We start from the raw sequence: 21,014 nt of genomic DNA on the forward strand, positions 1-21,014 counted from the left end.
ATGAACAGAAAACAAAACACAGCCCTTTCAAAAGTATCGGTCAACGCGTTTTTTATCCTTTTGTGTCTCGTCACGCTGTTTCCATTGTTTTCTCTCGTTCTTGCTTCACTTAAGCCTTCCACAGAACTGCTGAGATTTGGTTTGAATATGAAACTGGATTTTCATGTGATGAGCTTTAAGAATTATGCCTATCTGTTTCAGGGAGGAAGCATTTATTTCGAGTGGTTTAAAAACAGCCTTCTGCTTCTGGTTATTTCAACCGCCCTTACGCTGTTTTTCTCATCGATGGTGGGATACGGTCTTGCCGTCTATTCGTTTAAAGGCAAAAACGTCCTTTTTCTTCTGGTTCTTTTTATCATGATGGTGCCCCTTGAGATTATGATGCTGCCCCTTTTCAAGATGACAGTAGCGCTAAAGATTGTTGATTCCTACACTGGGGTAATCCTGCCCTTTATCGTGGCACCTGTTGCGGTGTTCTTTTTCCGGCAATATGCGCTCAGCCTGCCAAGAGCATTGCTGGAATCCGCCCGGGTGGACGGCTGTACAGAGTTTGGCATTTTCCTCCGGATCATGATGCCACTCATGAAGCCGGCGTTTGGAGCCATGGCCATTTTGCAGGCGATGGGAAGCTGGAACAACTTTCTCTGGCCGCTCATTGTGCTTCGGTCCAAAGAGATGTTTACCCTGCCCATTGGGTTTGCTTCACTCTTGAGCCCGTACGGCAATAATTACGATCTGCTTATTTCCGGAGCGGTTTTGGCGGTTATCCCAATCATCATTATCTTTTTATTCTTTCAAAAGTACTTTATCTCCGGCTTAACCTCCGGGGGTATCAAGGGATAAAAGAAGAGGAGGAGAGGCAGGTATGAAACGGACGGTAAATGGTATGGTGCGGCTGTTCTTGTTAAATACGATGTGGCTGATTTGTTCACTGCCGATTGTCACGATTTTCCCGGCAACGGCTGCAATGCTCGGTGTCATCCGGGACTGGAGGCTTCAAAAGGAGTATCCCCTGGTCAGCTGCTACTGGTCACATTTCAGGGAAAACTTGAAAGTCAGTTTGATCATTGGCTTGGCAATGTCGCTATGGATTCTGGCACTGCTGTTGAATGTGGACATTATCCTGCAGCTCGGCACGGTGCTGCGCTGGATGCTGCTGCCGGTTACCGTGGCTTTGTTTCTCGCCGCTGTTTTTGTCCTGCTGCTCTCTTTTCCTTTTATGGTGCATTACGAGCTGGGTCTTAGAAGCATTTTGAAAAACACCCTGTATTTCGTGGTGATCCAGCCACACGCCGCGTTTCTTTGTCTGCTTTTTTTTTCACTCTCGGCCTGGCTTATACTTGCTGCGCCCTTCCTTGTATTTATTGTAATAAGCCCTATAGCGTATCTCATATATCGCGTATGTGATCACTCGTTTCAAAAAATAGAGAACATGAAACGCACGACCGGAAAGATGTCTTCCATGATCGGACAGTAATATTTCAGACTTCAAAGGAGATATTTTAATGAAAAAAATCCTTTCTGTCCTTCTGCTGCTTACGATGGTACTGGTGCTTTCTGCTTGTAGTTTGGAAAAAGCAGAAAGCACCAACAGCGGCTATGTGGGCATTTCCATGCCAACTAAGTCGTCGGAGCGGTGGGTCAATGACGGTGAAAATATGAAAAAGCAATTTACGAAACTCGGGTATAAAACGGATCTGCAGTATGCGGAGGATGTGGTTGAAAATCAGGCAGCCCAGCTTGAAAACATGATGACCAAGGGGGTCGACGTGATCGTCGTGGCCCCTATCGATGGAACGGCAGCCCTCACTAATGTCCTTGAACGGGCGCATCGTGAAGGCATCAAAATTATCTCGTACGACCGGCTGATTTTTAACACGGATTATATTGATTACTACGCCACCTTCGACAACTTTAAGGTGGGTGTTCTTCAAGGAAAGTACATCGAAAAGAAGCTCGGCCTGAAAACGAAAAAAGGTCCGTTTAACATTGAACTGTTTGCCGGTTCACCTGATGACAATAACGCGTATTTCTTTTTCGATGGCGCGATGAGCGTGCTGAAGCCCTATATCAAGGAAGGCAAGCTGAAGATTCCGAGCGGGCAGGATAAATTCAATCAAGGCGCAACCCTCCGATGGGATGGTTCGCTCGCACAATCCCGAATGGATAATCTCCTCAGTGCCCACTATTCTGATGAAAAGCTGGATGCAGTGCTGTCTCCTTATGACGGCATCTCCATTGGAATCATCTCCTCATTAAGGGGAGTGGGGTACGGAAAACCGGATAAGCCGCTGCCGGTTATTACCGGACAGGATGCCGAGCTGGCCTCGGTCAAATCCATTCTCAAGCACCAGCAGACGCAAACTATTTTTAAGGATACGAGAAAACTCGCGGAGCAGGCGGTTAACATGTCTGCGGCGCTGCTGCATGGCAAAAAAGCGGAAGTCAACGATACGAAAACCTACGATAACGGCAAAAAGGTTGTTCCTGCCTACCTGCTGCAGCCGGTTTCGGTGGATGCAGACAATGTGGAAGATGTGCTTGTCAAAAGTGGCTATTATACGAAAGAACAGCTTGGGATCAAATAGCAGCTGGGAGGTTTAAATAGCATGTCAGACATCATATTGGAAATGAAAAACATCACCAAAGAGTTTCCGGGCGTCAAAGCGCTTGACGGTGTATCCCTCAAGGTGAAAGAAGGAGAAATTCATGCGCTTTGCGGGGAGAATGGTGCCGGCAAATCGACGCTTATGAAGGTATTGAGCGGCGTATATCCACACGGGACGTATTCAGGAGAAATTTTGTTCAACGGAAATTCGTGTGCCTTCAAAACGATCAAGGACAGTGAACAGCTTGGCATTGTCATCATCCATCAGGAGCTGGCGCTTGTTCCTTACCTGTCGATCGCTGAAAACATTTTTCTTGGAAACGAGCGATCCCGGCGCGGAATCATCAATTGGCACCAAACCACCATGAAAACCAAGGAATTGCTGGAGAAGGTGGGATTGAAGGAGAATCCGGATACAAAGGTGGGAGACATTGGGGTCGGAAAGCAGCAGCTTGTGGAGATTGCAAAAGCGTTATCCAAAAACGTGAAACTGCTGATTCTGGACGAACCAACGGCCTCACTCAATGAAAGGGACAGTGAAAATTTGCTGCAGCTGATGCTGGAGTTTAAAAAGCAGGGCATTTCCTCCATCATCATCTCCCATAAGCTGAACGAAATCGAAAAGGTCGCCGATTCGATTACGATCGTGAGGGACGGGCAGTCCATTGAAACGCTGTCGATGAAGGATTCACAAGTGAATGAAGACCGGATTATTAAAGGAATGGTGGGGCGCGATCTAACGCATCGTTATCCTGACCGCCACCCGAATATCCGCCAAACGATCTTCGAGGTAAAAAAATGGAATGTGCATCATCCTCTTCATGCCCACCGCAAAGTGATTGATGACGTTGATCTTCATATCCGAAGCGGTGAGATTGTCGGAATCGCAGGGTTGATGGGGGCCGGGCGCACGGAGCTTGCGATGAGCCTTTTCGGAAAAAGCTACGGCAAGAAAATCAGCGGCCATACCTTCCTGAGAGGGGAGGAAGTGGTGCTCGATGGGGTGGACAAGGCGATTGGCCATGGCCTTGCCTATGTATCCGAGGACAGAAAAAACAGCGGCCTGATTCTGATGGAGGATATCAAAACGAATATCTCGCTTGCGAGCTTAAAGCAATTCTGCAGCCGGTTTGTGGTGAACAAAAACAAAGAGGTGCAGGTGGCCGAGGAATACCGGAAGAAGCTGAACATTAAAACACCGAGTGTCCACCAAAAGGCAGGACTTCTAAGCGGAGGGAACCAGCAGAAAATCGTACTGAGCAAATGGATTCTTTCCAATCCTGAACTCTTGATTCTGGACGAACCCACACGTGGGATTGATGTTGGCGCAAAATATGAAATCTATACAATCATTGATGAACTCGCACAGCAAGGAAAAGGAATCCTCATGATTTCTTCAGAACTGCCCGAGCTGCTTGGTATGTGCGACCGGATCTATGTCATGAACGAAGGCCGGATCACAGGTGAAGTCACGCGCGAAGAGGCAAGCCAGGAAGTGCTGATGAGATACATGACAAAACGTAAGGAGAGTGACCAACATGCAAAGTCAGCTGGAAGTACCGAAAAAGCAAGATAAACAGCAAGAGCTTTCCGTAGGACAGGTTATCCGGAATAACATGAGACAGTACACGATGATTATTACCTTGATCGTCATTATGCTTTTTTTTCAACTGTTAACCGATGGCTTGCTGCTCAAGCCGCTTAACATTACCAATCTCATTCTGCAAAATGCGCATATTCTGGTCCTCGCTATTGGAATGGTCCTTGTCATCATTACCGGCCACATTGACTTATCCGTTGGTTCGGTGGCTGCTTTTGTGGGTGCCGTTTCGGGCATTATGATCATTAACCATAATGTTCCTACCTTCCTGGCCATCATCATTTCGCTCATTCTTGGGGCAGCGATCGGTGCCTGGCAGGGATTCTGGGTCGCTTATGTTAAAATTCCGGCCTTTATCGTCACCCTGGCCGGCATGCTCATCTTCCGCGGACTGACGATGGTCGCCCTGGAAGGCAAGTCCATTGCACCGTATCCCGATGCGTTTCAAAGCATGAGTGCGGGATTCATTCCTGACTGGCTTGGCGGCGGTTCGCTGCACGTGACCACGATGGTCATTGGATTTGTGTTATCCCTTCTTTATGTATTTAATGAATGGAAAGCAAGGAACAATCAAATCTCCTATGGTTTTGATATACCACCGGGCGGCTTGTTTATCGCAAAGCTTGCCGCCATTTTTATCGTGCTGAATCTGTTTGCCTATGTTTTGGCCACCTATGAGGGCATTCCCAATATTCTTGTGATCCTTGGCGTTCTTGTTCTCCTTTATAGCTTCGTTACGAATCAGACGACAGCGGGCCGCCATATTTATGCGATTGGCGGAAACGAGAAAGCCGCACAGCTTTCTGGCATCAAAACCAAGAAGGTTACCTTTTGGGTATTCGTCAACATGGGCGTATTGTCTGCGCTTTCCGGCCTGTTGTTTGCTGCCCGTCTGAACGCGGCTACCCCTAAAGCAGGTAACCTGTTTGAGCTCGATGCCATTGCTGCCTGCTTTATCGGCGGCGCTTCAGCCTACGGGGGGATCGGAACCGTTGCAGGAGCCATTATTGGCGGTCTTGTGATGGGAATCATGAACAACGGCATGTCCCTCCTTGGCGTCGGCATCGACTGGCAGCAGGGCATCAAGGGCTTTGTCCTTCTCGCTGCCGTGGCGCTGGATATCTATAATAAAAATAAAGCGGCTTAATTTTGTGAGAAGTGTTGAGCCCCTCTTCAAAAATAGGAGAGGGGTTTTTCATATGACTACTATAATAAACTTAGTAGTATTTATAAATACTACTAAATAAACATAGTATAAATGATGGATGTGAAGGACCAAACTGTTTGCAGGAGCCAATGGCAGAAGAAGCTTAAAGGAACGCTATGGGGGGTAAAGTTTTAACATTGTTTAGGCTGTATTTTAAGGAGGTAACACATCTATGGATTTACGTCTTAATGGAAAAAAAGCGCTTGTTACAGGGTCGACTTCAGGCATTGGAAAGGCGATGGCAAAGGAGCTTGCCAAAGAGGGAGCAGAGGTTATCATTAACGGACGCCGCGAGGAAACAGTAAAGGGTACGATAGCTGAAATTCAGGAGCTTCACCCTGACGCAGTCCTTTCTCAAGCTGTAGCGGATCTGGGAACAGAGGAAGGCTGTGAAAAGATACTCAGCGAGTATCCGGAAATTGATATTCTTATCAATAATCTCGGAATCTTTGAACCTAAAGAATACTTTGACATCCCCGATGAGGACTGGTTTCTGTTTTTTGAAGTGAACATTATGAGCGGAGTACGGCTGAGCCGCCGTTATCTTAAACAAATGATTGAGAAGAGGGAGGGAAGGGTCATTTTTATTGCGAGTGAAGCCGCTGTTATGCCGTCACAGGAAATGGCCCATTACAGTGCGACAAAGACGATGCAGTTGTCCCTTTCAAGAAGCCTGGCCGAATTGACAACCGGTACGAACGTTACCGTCAATACAATCATGCCAGGTTCTACTTTAACAGAGGGAGTAGAAGAGATGCTGAATCAGTTGTATCCGGATCAAGGATTGTCCCTGAAAGAAGCGGAAAAGAAGTTTATGAAAGAAAACCGCCCAACTTCCATTATTCAAAGACTGATTCGACCAGAGGAGATTGCTAATCTTGCCGTTTTCTTAAGCAGCCCGCTATCATCAGCCATTAATGGCGCCGCTTACCGGGTAGATGGCGGCCTTGTGCGTAGTGTGTTTTAAGGAAAATATTCTATTGGAAGTGTGAATCATGAATATTGAATCGTTAACCAAACTGACCGCAGCCATTGAATTGCCTTAAACGGTTTACCCTATATCTCTCATCCCTATATGGTAGGCATGCTGCTCATGGATGCCGGTTGTCATGAGGATGTTCGGAACCCGGAGCATACCATTTCTTTTATTGAACAGGAGGCAACCTCGGGTCTGCCAGTTCGTTTGTGCCGATTGCACAATGTGCCTTCACTTAAACAGGACATGGAGAAACAAGGGGAAGCTGTCTGGAAGCATTTTAACAGAGGAAAGGATCAGCAGCAATGGTATTACTGCTCACGAGTTCAAGCGCTACGCAAAAAAGTCAGAGGCATTACTTTGTATGTCCAACTGGAAAAGGAAGTCGCAGAATTGTTTGACTTGCAGGGAAATAGTGAGACAGAAACGTAACAACATTTAAGAGCTTTTTTTTCAATAGAAAAGGAGGCTTTTTTTTTCGATACAAATCCAAATTTCAGACTTTTTAAAAACTTGTTTTAATTGAAAGAAAATTGCGAATATAATAGAGGTAGAACGACCATCGTGGTACGTTGTCTGAATTTATTATAAGTGGTGAAAAAAATGAAGTTGGCTAACAGAAGTTTGTACCTGCAAGCACGAGACCTATTCTTACTTCAATTACGCTGGGGCTGTATAGTATTTCAGGTGTTCTTGCGGCCTATATCATACGCAAACCAGGTGCTGCTTTTTTCACCCTCGGAATCTGGATGACGGTTCCCATGGTAATGCAACTGGAATTGGATTGGCGGACTTCACGACTGAAAAGCTTTATCAAAAAGTAGACAGGAAAAAACCTACTTGAATTGTATGACGAGCACGTACGTACAACGGGCGGTGATTCCCATGATACTGAGTACAGATCAGGAAGCCATAACGATGGCCGTTGAAAGCCTTGCGTCAGATCTACCTGAACAGTTGCGCATCGCTGTGATTGAGAATACACTGCATCTGGAAAAGCTTTACCTTTCTGAAACGCTGCTTCCAGAAGTTGGGCAAACGGTCAGCGTGCAATCCGAACCTGAATCTTTCACATTTGACGAGCAAGGAAACCTTACCTTTTTTACATAAAGCAAAAATGAGGTGGAGATATGGGGAATTCACAAACATCCTATGGAGATGCCGGGTTCAGTGCCTTTATTCGCCGGGCGTTCAGCCGGCATCTGGGGCATGGACCGGAAGAATTTGATAAGCCGGTCATCGGCATTGCGAACACGTTCAGTGAAATTAATCGGTGCCACAGTCATGTAAAACCGATGATTGAAGCGATCAAGCAAGGTGTGATTATGGAGGGCGGAACCCCGCTGGAGTTTCCGACGATCTCGATCGGTGAGATGTTTACAAGTCCTACAACCATGCTTTACCGGAACTTGGTGGCCATGGATACAGAAGAAATGATCATCGCACAACCGATTGATGGAACCGTGCTGATTGGTGGTTGCGACAAGATGGCCCCTGCTCAGCTCATGGGTGCGGCAAGCGCGGATAAGCCGGCGATTCTGTTCACTGGCGGTCCGATGAACAATGGAGAATACAAGGGCAGGACGCTCGGAGCTTGTTCGGATTGCCGTCATTTTTGGCAAGAGTATAAAGCAGGAACTGTTAGTGAAGAAGAGATTAATGAAATTAATGAACGGCTCGCCCCGACGGCAGGCCATTGCATGGTGATGGGATCGGCGAGCACGATTGCTGCATGTGCGGAGGCAATGGGTATGATGCTTCCTGGAGGCGCTGCTACACCCGCGACCGCTAATGAACGGATGCGGCTTGCCAGAGAAACAGGGCGCGCCATTGTCAGGCAGGTCAAGGAGAACATCCGGCCGTCTGACATCTTGACCAAAAAAGCACTGGAGAACGGTATTCGGACCCTCATGGCGGTCGGAGGATCAACCAATACCGTGATTCACTTGATTGCGATCGCCAAAAGACTGGGCCTGTCCCTAACGTTAAAAGAATTTGATGAGCTTAGCCGAAATACCCCGTTTATCGCCAATTTACGGCCAGCAGGGAAGTATCAGCTGCAGGATTTGTTTCATGCGGGCGGGATCAACGCGGTGCTTAAGGAACTTTCCCCGCTTCTGCATCTCGACCAGATTACGGTCACAGGAAAAACCTTGGGTGAGAATATCGCTGGGTTTGAGCTGTCAGAAGAATACAGAGATATTGTCCGTCCCTTCGAAAATCCTCTTTTTGACGAAGGTGGGATTGCGGTATTGTTCGGAAACCTGGCGCCGGACGGAGCGATCATTAAACCAAAGGCCGCCTCCAATCAGCTTCTGAACCACCGCGGTCAGGCTGTTGTCTTTTCGTCAATCGAGGATATGGAAAAAAGAATCCATGATCCGGAACTAGACGTGACGGCTGAAAGTGTTCTCGTTTTGCAGAACGCAGGGCCGGTCGGAGCACCGGGAATGCCGGAAGCCGGTGGAATTCCAATTCCTGAAAAGCTGCTGAAACAAGGGATCAGGGACATGGTGAGGCTGTCCGACTGCCGCATGAGCGGGACAGCATCAGGAGCCGTGATCCTTCATGCGGCACCCGAAGCGGCTGTTGGGGGAGCCATTGGACTTGTGCAAAACGGGGACTGGATTGAGCTTGACGTGGAAAACCGGTCCCTGGAGCTGATGGTTTCCAAAGAGGAACTGGAACACAGAAGGCGTCTATGGAATCCACCCACATTTGAAACGTATCTGCGCGGATACCCGCTTTTATACCGGCAGCATGTTCTTCAGGCCAATGATGGGTGCGACTTTGATTTTATGCTGCCTGTTAAAAAAGAAGAAGGTGTCAGTGGGAAAGTACTGGCAGGCGGAGGAGATATGAAATGAAGGAACTTATCCCTTCCCTGCTCAGCGGGGTGGTCGTCGGAATCATTTTCAAGTTGATCCGCCTTCCCATTCCTGCTCCTCCCGTTCTTTCCGGTGTGATTGGCATTGTTGGCGTCTGGCTGGGAGCCTCCTTGATTTCGTTGGTTTTGGATAAGGTACAGTGTTGAATGAATGGATGAGTAAGACACGATTAAAAAAGGAAGGAACGGTTGGAATGAAGCTGGGGATTATTGGCAGCACCGGATTTTATGGACTTTTGGATGACGTGTCTGAGGAGTCAGTCAACACAGAATACGGAGAGGTTACTGTGTTTCAAGCTGTCCATGAAGGAAAGGAGATTATTTTTCTTCCGAGACACGGAAAAAATCATGATACACTGGCGCCTTTTGATAATTACCGTGCCAATATGCTGGCCATTAAAGAACTGGGCATTGAGCGTATCCTGGCTTTTTCGGCTGTAGGCGCCATTCACCCCGCCTTCGTTCGATATTACTCCCCATTCCATGATTAGTGGAATAATTACAGAAAAAGGAGTGATTAAGGCTCCTTATTCCACAAACCTGCAAAAACTGAATCATGCTTCTGTAAGCTGACGGAAGGCCCTTTTCCTACTTGGAATAAGGGCCTTCCTTAGTGTTCGGGTAATGCAGCCTTTCGGAATGCTTGATTTTAAATTGTTTCGGTGATTCACCGGTAAACTTTTTGAACAGCATAGTAAAGTAATTGGGATTATCGTAACCTACAAGCTGGGCAACCTCACGTACTTTTAAATTGGTTGAGACCAGAAGCCGTTTTGCTTCTCCCATTCGTCTTGTGATCAGGTAGTGAATGGGTGAAAGGTTTGTTTCTTCCTTAAACACATGGGAAAGGTAATAAGGGCTGATGAAAAAAGCCTCCGCAAGGTCCTCCAGTGACAGACTTTTCGTATAATGCTTGTCAATATATTCTTTTATCCGGTGTGCCAATGAGTCTCTTGATTCAGCCGAAATATCACTGGGATGCAGATGAAGGATGCGATAGATCACGGTAATAAGAGAGATCAGTAAATGTTTCGAGACTGTTTCATATCCATCCGCTTTTAGTGCCGCTTCATCAAAGATCTCAGCTATCAGGGTTTCTATTTTGGGAGAATATTTATTGCGTCTGATCACAGGTTCGATGCCTGAAGGGATGATATGAAGATCATCCAGCCCGGCAATGGAAAGGTTGGTCACTCCGCAAAAGTAGGTTTTTAACGGCTGATAAGGGTTGGACCATTCCTCGTGCAGGACATCTTTATTGTAGATGAGGGTATCGCCTTGTGATACTTCATAAGTGGTACCATCGATCGTAAACGTTCCCTTACCGGCACAAATATGAACAATCTCGCTTAAGTTATCATGCTTGTGGCTGGAAAACTTCCAATAGGGATTGTCGCAGATCTGCCCGGCATATAGAAGATGAGGGTCTTTATTGATTAACAAAGTTTCAGGGGAGAACGATTCGTGATCAAGTATGTCTCTCAATACAATAACCTCCCAATTCGTTTGAGAACCATCTGAACAGGATGGTTCTTTTTAGTGTATAAGAGAAAACGCTTGAAATCCATAGAGAACCGCAAGATATGAAAGGTTTTGGTAAAAGTGAGCAATATTGTGGTGATATCTGAGTTGGGAACGGAAACAAAGGGAAACGATTACGAGTTTCATAGCCAGGTAACCACAAGATTGTATAGATTTAAAAAAAGAAAGGCAAGATTGTTAATTGTACGAAAACAGTCGGAGGACTACGATTAAATCAACATCAAACCATAAATAAAAACAAGGAGGAAGAAAGATGAACAAACAACAGCTCAATAATATTCTCGAAATCTCCGTTCCGTTAAACGAGAGAAAGAACAATGAACCGCTGCGTGTGCTGAGTGAAGACGATTGGTCGTTTTGGAAAGAGAACGGATATGTGATTGTGCGGGATGCCGTTCCGAAGGATCACCTTGAGCGTCTGGTCAACTTGATTTGGGATTTTGAAGAAAAGGACCCTCAGGATTCTTCCACCTGGTATAAGCCGGCAAGGCGAGAAATTCAAATGGAGGAGCTGAAAAACACAGGAATGGTTGAGCTCTACAATCATCAGTACCTGTGGGACAACCGGATGTTTCCGAAAGTTTATGAGGCATTTACAGACATCTGGGGAACGGAAAAATTGTGGGCGAGCATCGACCGGTGCAACCTCAACCTTCCAATGAAGCCAGGCCATGAATACAATAGCTTCATCCATTGGGACGTGGATACTTCGCTTGATCCGATTCCGGTCAATGTACAAGGAGTCTTGTCCCTTGTCGATACGGATGTCGATATGGGCGGATTTCAATGCATTCCGGAACTTTACCGTGATTTTGATGAGTGGGTGAAGAAACAGCCGGAAGACCGGGATCCGCATAAACCGGATACGACCGGGTATACGCCGACAAAGGTTGTTACAAAGGCTGGAGACCTGCTTATTTTTAATAGCATGCAGCCGCACGGTATTCGCCCAAACTATTCGGATAAGCCCCGTCTTGCACAGTATATCTCCATGTTCCCTGCACAAGAAGGTAACGATCAGTTGAGGGAAACGAGAATTCAATCATGGAAGGAAAGAATACCTCCAACCGGAAAAGCCTTTCCGGGAGATCCGCGCAACCTGGAGCATCAAAAATATGAGACGGCCCAGCTCACAGAATTGGGAGAAAAGCTGCTTGGATTGAAAAAATGGTAGATTTTAAAGCGGTGCCCTGGTGCACTGCTTTTTTGAATGTTATACAGACGGAAAAGCAAGCCATTTGTACCAAAGTATTATCCGTAATTTTTGAAAAATTATATTAATATTCAATCCCGGACACTTTTTGTCATAATTATGTGCTATACTACAAAATAATACAAAAAAATTAAAATTTCTTAATTTATGAAATATTTTATTTACAATAACCACCTTCAACAGGAGAAGGTGGTCATCTGCTTGTTGGGGAGTTTTTTGTAAGATTTTCTGCCAAAAGCGAAAAACGTGTAGGCAAGGGGTTAAATGGAGGAGGGTGGTAGGATGAAAAAAGTTAGAAAAGCGATTATTCCAGCAGCGGGATTAGGAACCCGGTTTCTGCCGGCAACGAAAGCGATGCCGAAAGAAATGCTTCCTATTGTGGATAAACCAACGATTCAGTACATAGTAGAAGAAGCCATTCAATCTGGAATTGAAGATATCATCATTGTAACGGGAAAAGGAAAACGCGCGATTGAAGATCATTTTGATCATGCATTTGAATTGGAACAAAACTTATTTGAAAAAGGAAAGCTGGAATTACTGCAAAAGGTTCAAAAATCGTCCAAGATGGCAGATATTCATTATATTCGCCAAAAGGAACCAAAAGGATTGGGACATGCCGTATGGTGTGCCAGGAAATTTATCGGTGAAGAGCCATTTGCTGTACTTCTAGGTGATGATATTGTTCAGGCGAATACTCCTTGTTTGGGGCAGTTAATGGAACAATACGATCAGACAGGATCATCCATTATAGGGGTTCAACCTGTTCCAGACGATGAAACAGGGCGATACGGCATAATAGACCCTGATTTCAGCTATGACCGGTTATATAATGTTCGGAACTTTGTTGAGAAGCCGGGAGCTGGAGAAGCCCCTTCCAATTTGGCCATTATGGGAAGGTACATACTGAATCCTGAAATATTTACATATTTGGACAACCAAGAGAAAGGATCAGGAGGGGAAATTCAACTTACTGATGCGATTCAGAAGTTGAACAGCGTTCAGCGTGTTTTTGCGTACCACTTTGAAGGCACACGATATGATGTGGGTGAAAAGCTGGGTTTTATTACAACCACATTAGAATTTGCCCTAAAGGATGAATCCCTTAAACTTCCATTGCTAAAAGAAATAGAACGTTTGCTTGAACAAAACACAATTAGCAGCAATTTGAGAGGTGTGAGATGAAAGCATTAAAAGTGTTATGGCGTCCACGGGAGCAGGCTGAATGCTCCTTATTCAGTATCGAATACCAAGAAAAAGTAATGATTGTAACGATAAAAAAAGATGAAAATCTTCAGGGAGAACCGATGGCGTTTGCGTTAATGGAGAGGGTGTCTAAACGTATATTGCGTTTTCCGGTAAGAGGAGATAGAGGAAAAGGGTTATTGATTGCGGATGTATCGGTTGAACATTATTTAGACGATCTGATCACTGGCGTTTGGGATGCTTATCTTGAACTGGGGAAAGAAGGGAATGCCAAAAAGTTCAGAGTCAGGGATAAGATTACGGATGTAATGGAAATTCCTCCTTTTTATGTGAAGACTACGAATAAATCGTTTCTGCCTTATTCCACGATTAAAGGAAACCTTTCTTTTAAATGTGACGCCAGTAAAGCAACTATGAAAATAAATATTTTTACTTTAGAAGATAACGGAGTTTTAACCTTCAGTGGGAACTTTAATGTGCCTTCATGGAAAATTAGAGATGCAAAACAAGTAAAGAAGGAGCTTATTCTAAAATCTAAAAATCAAGAGATTTCAGTAAGGCTAACAAAAGGAAAAGCTGTCAGTCAGGATGATCCGACACATTTTGAAGCCCGCCTTGATTGGAAGGATAAAGAATTCAGCCAGCTGGAAGGGCAATCTATTGAATGCTCCGTTAAATTCACCTATGAACAAAAGGAAATGGTTTTACCTGTGAGTATCCCGCCATTGAACGAAATGAATCAATCAGCTGTCTTTGAAACTTCCAAGGGAATTAAAAAGCTTTTAATTAGCCGTGAAGAAAAGGACGGTACAATGGCGATTCTTCTTACCACGGAAACGGTACAGGCAGAAATTGATGCTATTTATTCTGAGACTGGTGAAATTGTTATGCTCGGGAGGGTTGTTTCCAGTGATGAAGAACCGTCTAACATCTCCCAGGATGCTCTTATTGTTCTTAAAAATCGTGATACAGAAGAAGAATACACGTTTGAGACAAAGATTGTTCAGTCAGCTTTTAAATATACCTTCAATATAGAAGACCTTATACATAAAGGTTTGTTTACACATGGTATATGGGATCTGTATCTATTGATCAATGACCAGAACATAAGGCTTGTCACCCGTTTGGACGGTATAACAAATAAACAAAAGTTTCTTTCCATCCCCCAGCAGCTCGTTAAGGATAAGGAAGGAAAACTTTTTGCAGTCAAACCGTACTACACACTGCATGAAGAGGTTTCTATTTTTTGCAGAGATTATATCAATGTTAAATCTATCGAACGTGTTTCAATAGAGAAAAATAGATTAAAGATTCGCGGGAAGCTTAATATTCAGCCTCCAAATAAAGATTTCCCATCTTCTATTGAAGGAAGAATCAAAATCAATGGCGGGTACGGTCGGAAGTATGAAATTCCGGTCATATGGGATACAAAAAAGACCGGAAAGTCCAAACTGGAGTTTCAGTTTGAACTATCAGGAGATACGAATAGCATAGAACCAGATGAAATGTTGAAGGATATTAATTTTGATCTGATTGACTGCGAAATCACCTTAGGCGACGGTATCATTCCATTTATGATGAATATCGACCCGGCTAAAGTAATTGTTACGTTAGAAGACAGGATCAGACATTCGGCCAAGTATAAAAACGTCCTGGCAAAATGGGGACAGCGGCTGTATAAAGTATGCCATCGGGTTCTTCCAGTCCATACCAACACTTTTATTTTCCAAAGCTTTCATGGTAAAAGTTATTCCTGCAGCCCTAAGGCCATCTATGAGGAAATGGTTGAACAAAAACGAGATTTTAAAGCAGTATGGGTCCTGAATCAGTTAAAACAGGAAGTACCGGGAAATGCTGTGATCGTTCGCCCGCATTCCTTAAAGTACTACTATTATATGGCAACCGCGAAGTTTTTTATTAATAATGGGAATTTTCCCGATTTCTATGAAAAAAGAACCAATACGGTTCATCTGCAAACATGGCATGGTACGCCGCTGAAAAAGCTGGGATATGATATTGATCCAAATTCACCATCCTATGCAGAAAATACGTCACCACAGATCAGCAGAAGAAATGCAAGATGGGATTACCTTATAGGTCCCAATCAATACACCTCTGATATTTTAAAAAGAGCCTTTAAATTTGAAAAAGAAATGCTGGATGTCGGATATCCCCGCAATGATATTTTTTACAAACCGGGCATATCAGAAAAAGCGGAAAACATAAAAAAGAAGTTAACTATTCCTAAGAATAAAAAGGTCATTCTCTATGCTCCGACCTGGAGAGATTACGATTTTCATAATGGAAACCAGCACAAACCCTACGAGTTTAAATTTGATCTTCAAAGGTTCCAGGAGAAGTTTGGAGAGGAATATGTTCTTTTATTAAGACTCCATTATCGTGATGCCACACGGATTAAAATTAAAGGATACGAGAACTTTATTTACAATGTCTCAAGCTATGATGATATTCAGGAACTCTATTTGATTTCAGACCTTTTAATTACTGATTATTCATCCGTCATGTTTGATTATGCAAACTTAGGGCGGCCGATTATTTTCTTCACGTATGATCTTAAGCGGTACGGTTCCCAAGTCAGAGGATTTTACATGGATTTTGAAGCAGAGGCGCCTGGTCCTATTGTTCTTAACGAAGAACAGCTGTTTCATAACATAAAACATATCGATAAAGTAAAAAAACTTTACAAGCAAAGATATAAGCAGTTTCAAGAAAAATTCTGTCATCTGGAAGACGGACAAGCGTCCAGTAGAACGTTAGAGGCATTACTTAAATAAGAGGGGGGATAGGGGATGAAAATTCGTTTTTTAGTATTTGATGTATATGGAATGGGCGGTACAGTCCGAACGGTGCTGAACGTAACCAATTACCTGGCTCAAACAGGCTATGATGTAGAAATTATCAGCTTGTTTCGTTATCGGAAAGCTCCTTTTTTTGAAATTGATCCACGGATCAAGGTTACGATTTTGCATGATATAGCGGGCAGGAGTAAAAATGATACAAGCCTGAAAACAAAAGTCGCGAATCGCTTATCTCGTGTTAAAAGCCAGATGATCCACCCAGAGGATGAGGCCATTCATTTGTTTTCGATTTTGTCGGATCTAAAGCTATATAACTATATTAAAACCATCAATTCCGGCATCCTTGTTACCACAAGGCCAAGCTTTAATATTTTTGCTGCCAAACATGCGAATAAAGGTGTTTCTATTATCGGACAAGAACACTTAAACTTTAGCATTTATCCAGAAAAGATGAAGAAGTCCATATTAGAGTATTACAAAAAACTGGATTACCTTGCGACATTAACAGACGAAGATACCGAAGACTACAAGCAGCTTTTGCAGGGTGGGAAAGTGAAGGTAAAAAAGATTACAAATTCTATTCCCAAACTTCAGGGACTGGTATCTTCCCTGGAATCCAAAACCGTGATTGCAGCTGGCCGTCTGGTTCCTCAAAAAGGATTTGATCTGCTCATTGAGGCATTTCAAATGGTGAATCAGCATTTTCCTGATTGGAAACTAAAGATTTTTGGCAGCGGACGCGAAAAAGATAATTTGCAGGAACTTATCGAAAAACATAAGCTGTACAATCACGTGATCCTAATGGGCCCTACACAACATATTGACCTTGAACTATCCAAGTCATCCATTTATGCGCTCAGCTCCAGATTTGAGGGCTTTGGCATGGTCATCGTAGAAGCAATGCAATGCGGCGTACCGGTCGTTAGCTTTGATTGCCCAAAAGGTCCAAGTGAAATCATCGCTCAGCATGAAGATGGGATTTTAGTTGAAGATGGTAATGTTCAAGCATTTGCTCACTCTCTTATGGAATTAATGGGAGATGAAGAGAAACGAAAGACTTTTGCTGAAAATGCCCTCCATAATGTATCCAGGTATGAGATTCAGAATATCGGAAAGATTTGGGAAGAAACCATTGATGAGATTACGCAAAGTATGAATAAACAGGTTGTAGAAAATCCGGCAGAACTATTAAGGAGGGTGTAATGCAGGTACATGTTACGAACTTAGGCTTTCATAATGGCGAATTTTCGGTAAATGGAAACACAGATAATCTTTTATATGAGAAAGGATACCTGTGCTTTAGAAGAAGAGAAATCGAACATGGACTGGAATATCCGGAAGAGTATACTTTTCCATTGGAGTGGAAAGACAATGAATTTTCATTTACCAAAAATATAAATGAGATCTTTCAGGGGATTTCGTTGTCAGAAGAAATGATATGGGACTTATTTTTACTTTGTGGAACTGATTATTTCAAATTAATAATTGACTCATCCCTTCAATTGTATAAAAGTATTTATGAAAGTATGGACAATAAGCTTTATAAAACAAAACCGTATATTACGGGGGAAAATGGAGTATCCTTTGTATTTCAAAAGAATGAAATAAAGGCTGCTGTCAAAAACGCTTCTTTTGAGGAAGGAGTCTTTGACCTTACTGTACAGCTGACACATGCTGCTGTTTTTAATTCAGAAGAATGGGAAGCTTACTCCACTCGTTTGGTAGCAAAGAAAAGAGAGCAGGAACAATTATTTGAGTATTATGAGAAGGTTGAGTTTGAAGCTGAACGTGGCATAAATCCACTTCGCTTTACTATGGATTTCAATGAAATGCTGAAAGACTATTCTCTAAATAGGAAATTGATATGGGACTTTTTTATACAAACAGAAATTGACGGAGTATATATTGAAACTCCTATAATTTGCATAGGAGATATGAAAACTCTCAATTTCCAATACGCTACTTGCATACATAATGATTTATTCCGCTTTAAGCCTTATGTAACCGGAAAAAATACATTATCCCTGTTTATCCGGCCAAGTGAGATTAAGGCAAATGTATCTCATCTCGAATCCATCAATAACACAATTAAACTAGAGGGTGCCATTGTTTCCAATGAGTACGATGTCTGGAACGTTGACGAACTAAATGCACAAATCGTGTTAAAGAAACGATATATGTTCGGAAAAGAAATTGGTTACTACTCAGAAAAACCTCATGAGATCCCTTTAATTAACGGTCAGTTTCAAGCGGAACTTCCTGTTGGTGAGCTACTAGCTGATGAGGTTCTCCGCCATAAAGATGTTTGGGATATTTTTGTTCGTCTAACTACATTAAGTAAGAACACCATTGATATTGTTCTCCGTGCTGAAAGAAAAATAAAAGATGTGGTATTCACTTATGAAATAATGAATAATACACTCTATCGCGGAAAACCTTATATCAATGGTAAAGGTAATATCTCTTTTTACCTTATTGATTCAAATAAGCAACAGCCGGATTCTGTTAAAGTTGCAGTTCTGGGTTCGTGTTTTAGCCGAAACCCTTTTAATTCAAACAGTTATTTCAATCCAGGTTACAAGAAAAACTACAGTTGTGTTCTCACTCAGTTTCACTCTTCAATCATCAGTATGGTTTCTAATCCTGCAACCATTGATATCGACCAGTTGGATGATGTATCAGATTACAACAAGTATTTTATCCAACAGGATTTTGAGAAAACCTTTTTTGATCAGATCCAAGAACAGGATCCTGAATATCTAATTGTAGACTTATATGCGGATGCTGCAAGGGATGTTATGAAATTAGCAGATGATGTTTATGTTAGTGCCAGTTTGGCATTAAGACAAAGCAAGCATTTTAAACATTATATGGATAATGAACTCATCACCCATGATAATAACCGGGATTATTTGAAATTGTGGAAAGATGCAATGATTCTATTTGCAGAAAAGATTACAAATTATATACAAGAGGATAAAGTTATTCTTAATGTTGGTGGATTTACAACCAAATACCAGGATAATGACGGTTCTGTTAAGGCATTTCCTCGTGAGCACATTATTCGAAGAAACAATTATTTCTGGGACCAGTTGAACGCCTGGTTTATCGAATGCCTTCCGGGTTGTAAAGTGATTGACCTTAGGGATACCTCTTATATTGGCCAGCATGACCATCCTTTTGGAAACACGTTTTCCCATTATCATTCTGGATACTACAAAGAGTTTATGAATCGTCTTAATAAACTGGTCATGCAGGATCTACAGAAGGAAAGACATACAGAAAACACAAATACATTTGTCTTAGTATAAAAAGTCTTCTCCCGGCCGGGAGAAGACTTTTTAGCTTTAGTTTACCTGATTGCTATGAATGGATCCATTGGATGAGTGAAGTCGTACGTTTATGTAGTTATCATTACCTGGTGAATGGAACGTGTTGTTCGTTAAGGAAAATCCTTTTGTATACTGTAAAAACAATCCGATTCCTTTGAAGTTGGAGATTTTGTTGTCTGTTGCTTCAATCGTATGGGTATTTCCTTTTAATTGATACGAAGGGTCTGGTTCGGTTACAAGAAGTGCGTGAGTAGCTACTGTATCCAACGTATTGCCGGTGATTTTAACATTGCTTGCAAAGGTCAAATACATTCCAAGGTATATTTTTGAAAAGTGATTGTTTGATATCGTAACATCATCAACCCACCCCAGGTATAGGTTGGGCCGCTTATTAACACCCTTTTGGTTATAAAAGGTGTTATTCTGAATATCCAAAGATTCTATTTTTGCTATAGAATCAGAGCTTGGCCATCCTTGACCAAATATATTTTCTCTTAATGTATTGTGAAAATAGTTATTTTTTATGGTGGTATGGCTGCCTGATTGAGGCAAGCCGGTTTGGATCCCTTCTGCAGTTTTTGAAGGTTCCCCTTTTCCGTCAGGATTGGACAGAGCAACGCCCCGGTTATTATTTTGAAATTGATTATCATAAATGTAAGTGTCTTTCCACTTGAAAATACGGACGGCTACAAATGTTAATTCCTTGAATGTGTTATGGTGTATAGAAATATTTGTACTGAATTTATTGTAGACAGAGCCATGGTTTCCAACGGCTACAGGCCATGCGCCAGTTCCCTCGGTTCCACTTTTTCCGAAATAACAATGTCGAATGGAAATGTTTTTTGAGGGTGTACCGTCATAGTCACCAAAAGGACTGAAACCCAATTTTGTGTGCTCAGAAATTTGAATGGCTTCGGCATAATAACGTGAATGATTGGGTGTAGTATCTTTGTAACCCAGAAACTTGCTGTTTTCAATTACCACATTTTTAACGGCATTTAAATCGATTGCATGCCCACTCGGGACATCTCGGACCTCAATATTTTTTATTCTGATATTTTCTCCTCGTCCCAAACCAATGACGTTGGCTGGATCAGGAAACTGTGTTATATTCGCATCCCATATTCCTCCATCAATGGTGATCTGTCCGTTGCCGTTATACTTATGATACATCTTTCCGGGGTCTCCGTTCACAAGAATCGTCGCATTGTGATGTCGCATTAGTGTGGCACCATTTTGTAATGATAAATGGGTATTCTTGTAGATTCGGAGCGTTTTTGTCAGCTTATAAGTTCCTTTTGGTATCGTTATCTTAATACGGCCTTTATTTGATTTGGCCATGTTAAAGGTCTTCTGAATAGCCTCTGTATCGTCATGCAGGTTATCCCCTTTAGCTCCATAATCCTTAACATTGATCATATCAGGGGATGAGGATTGCTTCTGATTTATGTAATAGAAAACCAGACTTACACAAATCAATAAACCGGCCAACAGGCTTAAGCTTAAAAGGCGGTTTTTCTTTAGCGTCGTTAATAGCGTATTTATCATTTAGTCACAATTCCCTTAGTATATAGTAGTTAAATATTAACATACACAATAAGAATGTATACCCATAAACCTATGC

General features: G+C 42.9%; 19 protein-coding genes and 1 pseudogene. 18 read left to right on the top strand and 2 right to left on the bottom strand.

Annotated features, from left to right (window positions below; all coding sequences use genetic code 11):
* The 13 genes and pseudogenes from DMO16_RS19285 (at position 1) to DMO16_RS19345 (ending at position 9,851) form a co-directional block, all read left to right on the top strand.
* Complete coding sequence (locus tag DMO16_RS19285; protein ID WP_129479499.1) at positions 1 to 843, top strand: carbohydrate ABC transporter permease; 843 nt, start codon at positions 1 to 3, stop codon at positions 841 to 843.
* A 22-nt stretch (positions 844 to 865) separates the two neighbouring features.
* The gene (locus DMO16_RS19290) at positions 866 to 1,477 is read left to right on the top strand and encodes a YesL family protein (RefSeq protein WP_129479501.1); all 612 of its coding nucleotides are present in this window, start codon (positions 866 to 868) and stop codon (positions 1,475 to 1,477) included.
* A gap of 28 nt (positions 1,478 to 1,505) precedes the next feature.
* Entirely contained in the window at positions 1,506 to 2,588 is a 1,083-nt protein-coding gene (chvE, locus tag DMO16_RS19295) for a multiple monosaccharide ABC transporter substrate-binding protein (RefSeq protein WP_129479503.1), read from the top strand.
* A 21-nt stretch (positions 2,589 to 2,609) separates the two neighbouring features.
* Positions 2,610 to 4,184: a multiple monosaccharide ABC transporter ATP-binding protein gene (mmsA, locus tag DMO16_RS19300; RefSeq protein ID WP_129479505.1), complete on the top strand. Its 1,575-nt coding sequence runs from the start codon at positions 2,610 to 2,612 to the stop codon at positions 4,182 to 4,184.
* Positions 4,147 to 5,355 carry a multiple monosaccharide ABC transporter permease gene (gene mmsB / locus DMO16_RS19305; RefSeq protein ID WP_129479507.1) on the top strand — a complete coding sequence of 403 codons (1,209 nt, stop codon included), beginning with the start codon at positions 4,147 to 4,149 and terminating at the stop codon, positions 5,353 to 5,355. The genes mmsA and mmsB overlap by 38 nt, the downstream gene beginning before the upstream one ends.
* Before the next feature lie 232 nt (positions 5,356 to 5,587).
* Positions 5,588 to 6,382 carry an SDR family NAD(P)-dependent oxidoreductase gene (locus DMO16_RS19310; protein ID WP_129479509.1) on the top strand — a complete coding sequence of 265 codons (795 nt, stop codon included), beginning with the start codon at positions 5,588 to 5,590 and terminating at the stop codon, positions 6,380 to 6,382.
* A 108-nt stretch (positions 6,383 to 6,490) separates the two neighbouring features.
* Positions 6,491 to 6,823 carry a hypothetical protein gene (locus DMO16_RS19315; protein WP_206738137.1) on the top strand — a complete coding sequence of 111 codons (333 nt, stop codon included), beginning with the start codon at positions 6,491 to 6,493 and terminating at the stop codon, positions 6,821 to 6,823.
* Positions 6,824 to 7,035: 212 nt separating this feature from the next.
* Positions 7,036 to 7,215, top strand: a pseudogene (locus tag DMO16_RS19320) (ECF transporter S component); the annotation flags it as partial.
* A gap of 25 nt (positions 7,216 to 7,240) precedes the next feature.
* On the top strand, positions 7,241 to 7,501 hold the full coding sequence (locus DMO16_RS19325; protein WP_206738138.1) for a hypothetical protein: 261 nt from the start codon (positions 7,241 to 7,243) through the stop codon (positions 7,499 to 7,501).
* A 20-nt stretch (positions 7,502 to 7,521) separates the two neighbouring features.
* A complete protein-coding gene (locus tag DMO16_RS19330) occupies positions 7,522 to 9,258 on the top strand; it encodes a dihydroxy-acid dehydratase (RefSeq protein ID WP_129479515.1) in 1,737 nt (578 codons plus the stop codon).
* Positions 9,255 to 9,425 (top strand): XapX domain-containing protein, encoded by a 171-nt coding sequence (locus DMO16_RS19335; protein WP_129479518.1) that lies wholly within the window; start codon positions 9,255 to 9,257, stop codon positions 9,423 to 9,425. Before DMO16_RS19330 ends, DMO16_RS19335 begins: the two co-directional genes overlap by 4 nt.
* A gap of 8 nt (positions 9,426 to 9,433) precedes the next feature.
* Entirely contained in the window at positions 9,434 to 9,769 is a 336-nt protein-coding gene (locus DMO16_RS19340) for a hypothetical protein (protein WP_129479520.1), read from the top strand.
* On the top strand, positions 9,762 to 9,851 hold the full coding sequence (locus DMO16_RS19345) for a hypothetical protein (protein WP_129479522.1): 90 nt from the start codon (positions 9,762 to 9,764) through the stop codon (positions 9,849 to 9,851). Before DMO16_RS19340 ends, DMO16_RS19345 begins: the two co-directional genes overlap by 8 nt.
* A gap of 15 nt (positions 9,852 to 9,866) precedes the next feature.
* Here the strand turns inward: DMO16_RS19345 and DMO16_RS19350 are convergent, their stop codons facing one another.
* A complete protein-coding gene (locus DMO16_RS19350) occupies positions 9,867 to 10,763 on the bottom strand; it encodes an AraC family transcriptional regulator (RefSeq protein WP_129479524.1) in 897 nt (298 codons plus the stop codon).
* A 310-nt stretch (positions 10,764 to 11,073) separates the two neighbouring features.
* Between DMO16_RS19350 and DMO16_RS19355 the strand changes: the two genes are divergently transcribed.
* The 5 genes from DMO16_RS19355 (at position 11,074) to DMO16_RS19375 (ending at position 19,369) form a co-directional block, all read left to right on the top strand.
* Positions 11,074 to 11,994, top strand: a complete 921-nt coding sequence (locus DMO16_RS19355; RefSeq protein WP_129479526.1) for a phytanoyl-CoA dioxygenase family protein — start codon at positions 11,074 to 11,076, stop codon at positions 11,992 to 11,994.
* Between the two features lie 321 nt (positions 11,995 to 12,315).
* Positions 12,316 to 13,218, top strand: coding sequence for a UTP--glucose-1-phosphate uridylyltransferase GalU (gene galU / locus DMO16_RS19360; RefSeq protein ID WP_129479529.1), 903 nt, complete (start codon positions 12,316 to 12,318; stop codon positions 13,216 to 13,218).
* Positions 13,215 to 16,034, top strand: coding sequence for a CDP-glycerol glycerophosphotransferase family protein (locus tag DMO16_RS19365; protein WP_129479531.1), 2,820 nt, complete (start codon positions 13,215 to 13,217; stop codon positions 16,032 to 16,034). The genes galU and DMO16_RS19365 overlap by 4 nt, the downstream gene beginning before the upstream one ends.
* Positions 16,035 to 16,049: 15 nt before the next feature.
* The gene (locus DMO16_RS19370) at positions 16,050 to 17,261 is read left to right on the top strand and encodes a glycosyltransferase family 4 protein (protein WP_129479533.1); all 1,212 of its coding nucleotides are present in this window, start codon (positions 16,050 to 16,052) and stop codon (positions 17,259 to 17,261) included.
* The gene (locus tag DMO16_RS19375) at positions 17,261 to 19,369 is read left to right on the top strand and encodes a DUF6270 domain-containing protein (RefSeq protein ID WP_129479536.1); all 2,109 of its coding nucleotides are present in this window, start codon (positions 17,261 to 17,263) and stop codon (positions 19,367 to 19,369) included. The genes DMO16_RS19370 and DMO16_RS19375 overlap by 1 nt, the downstream gene beginning before the upstream one ends.
* A gap of 36 nt (positions 19,370 to 19,405) precedes the next feature.
* On the opposite strand, the gene DMO16_RS19380 is transcribed toward DMO16_RS19375, so the two are convergent.
* Positions 19,406 to 20,938, bottom strand: a complete 1,533-nt coding sequence (locus tag DMO16_RS19380; protein WP_129479538.1) for a right-handed parallel beta-helix repeat-containing protein — start codon at positions 20,936 to 20,938, stop codon at positions 19,406 to 19,408.
* Between the last annotated feature and the right edge of the window lie 76 nt (positions 20,939 to 21,014).

The sequence above is a fragment of the Fictibacillus sp. S7 genome (assembly GCF_004127935.1).
GTDB classification, from domain to species: domain Bacteria; phylum Bacillota; class Bacilli; order Bacillales; family Fictibacillaceae; genus Fictibacillus_C; species Fictibacillus_C enclensis.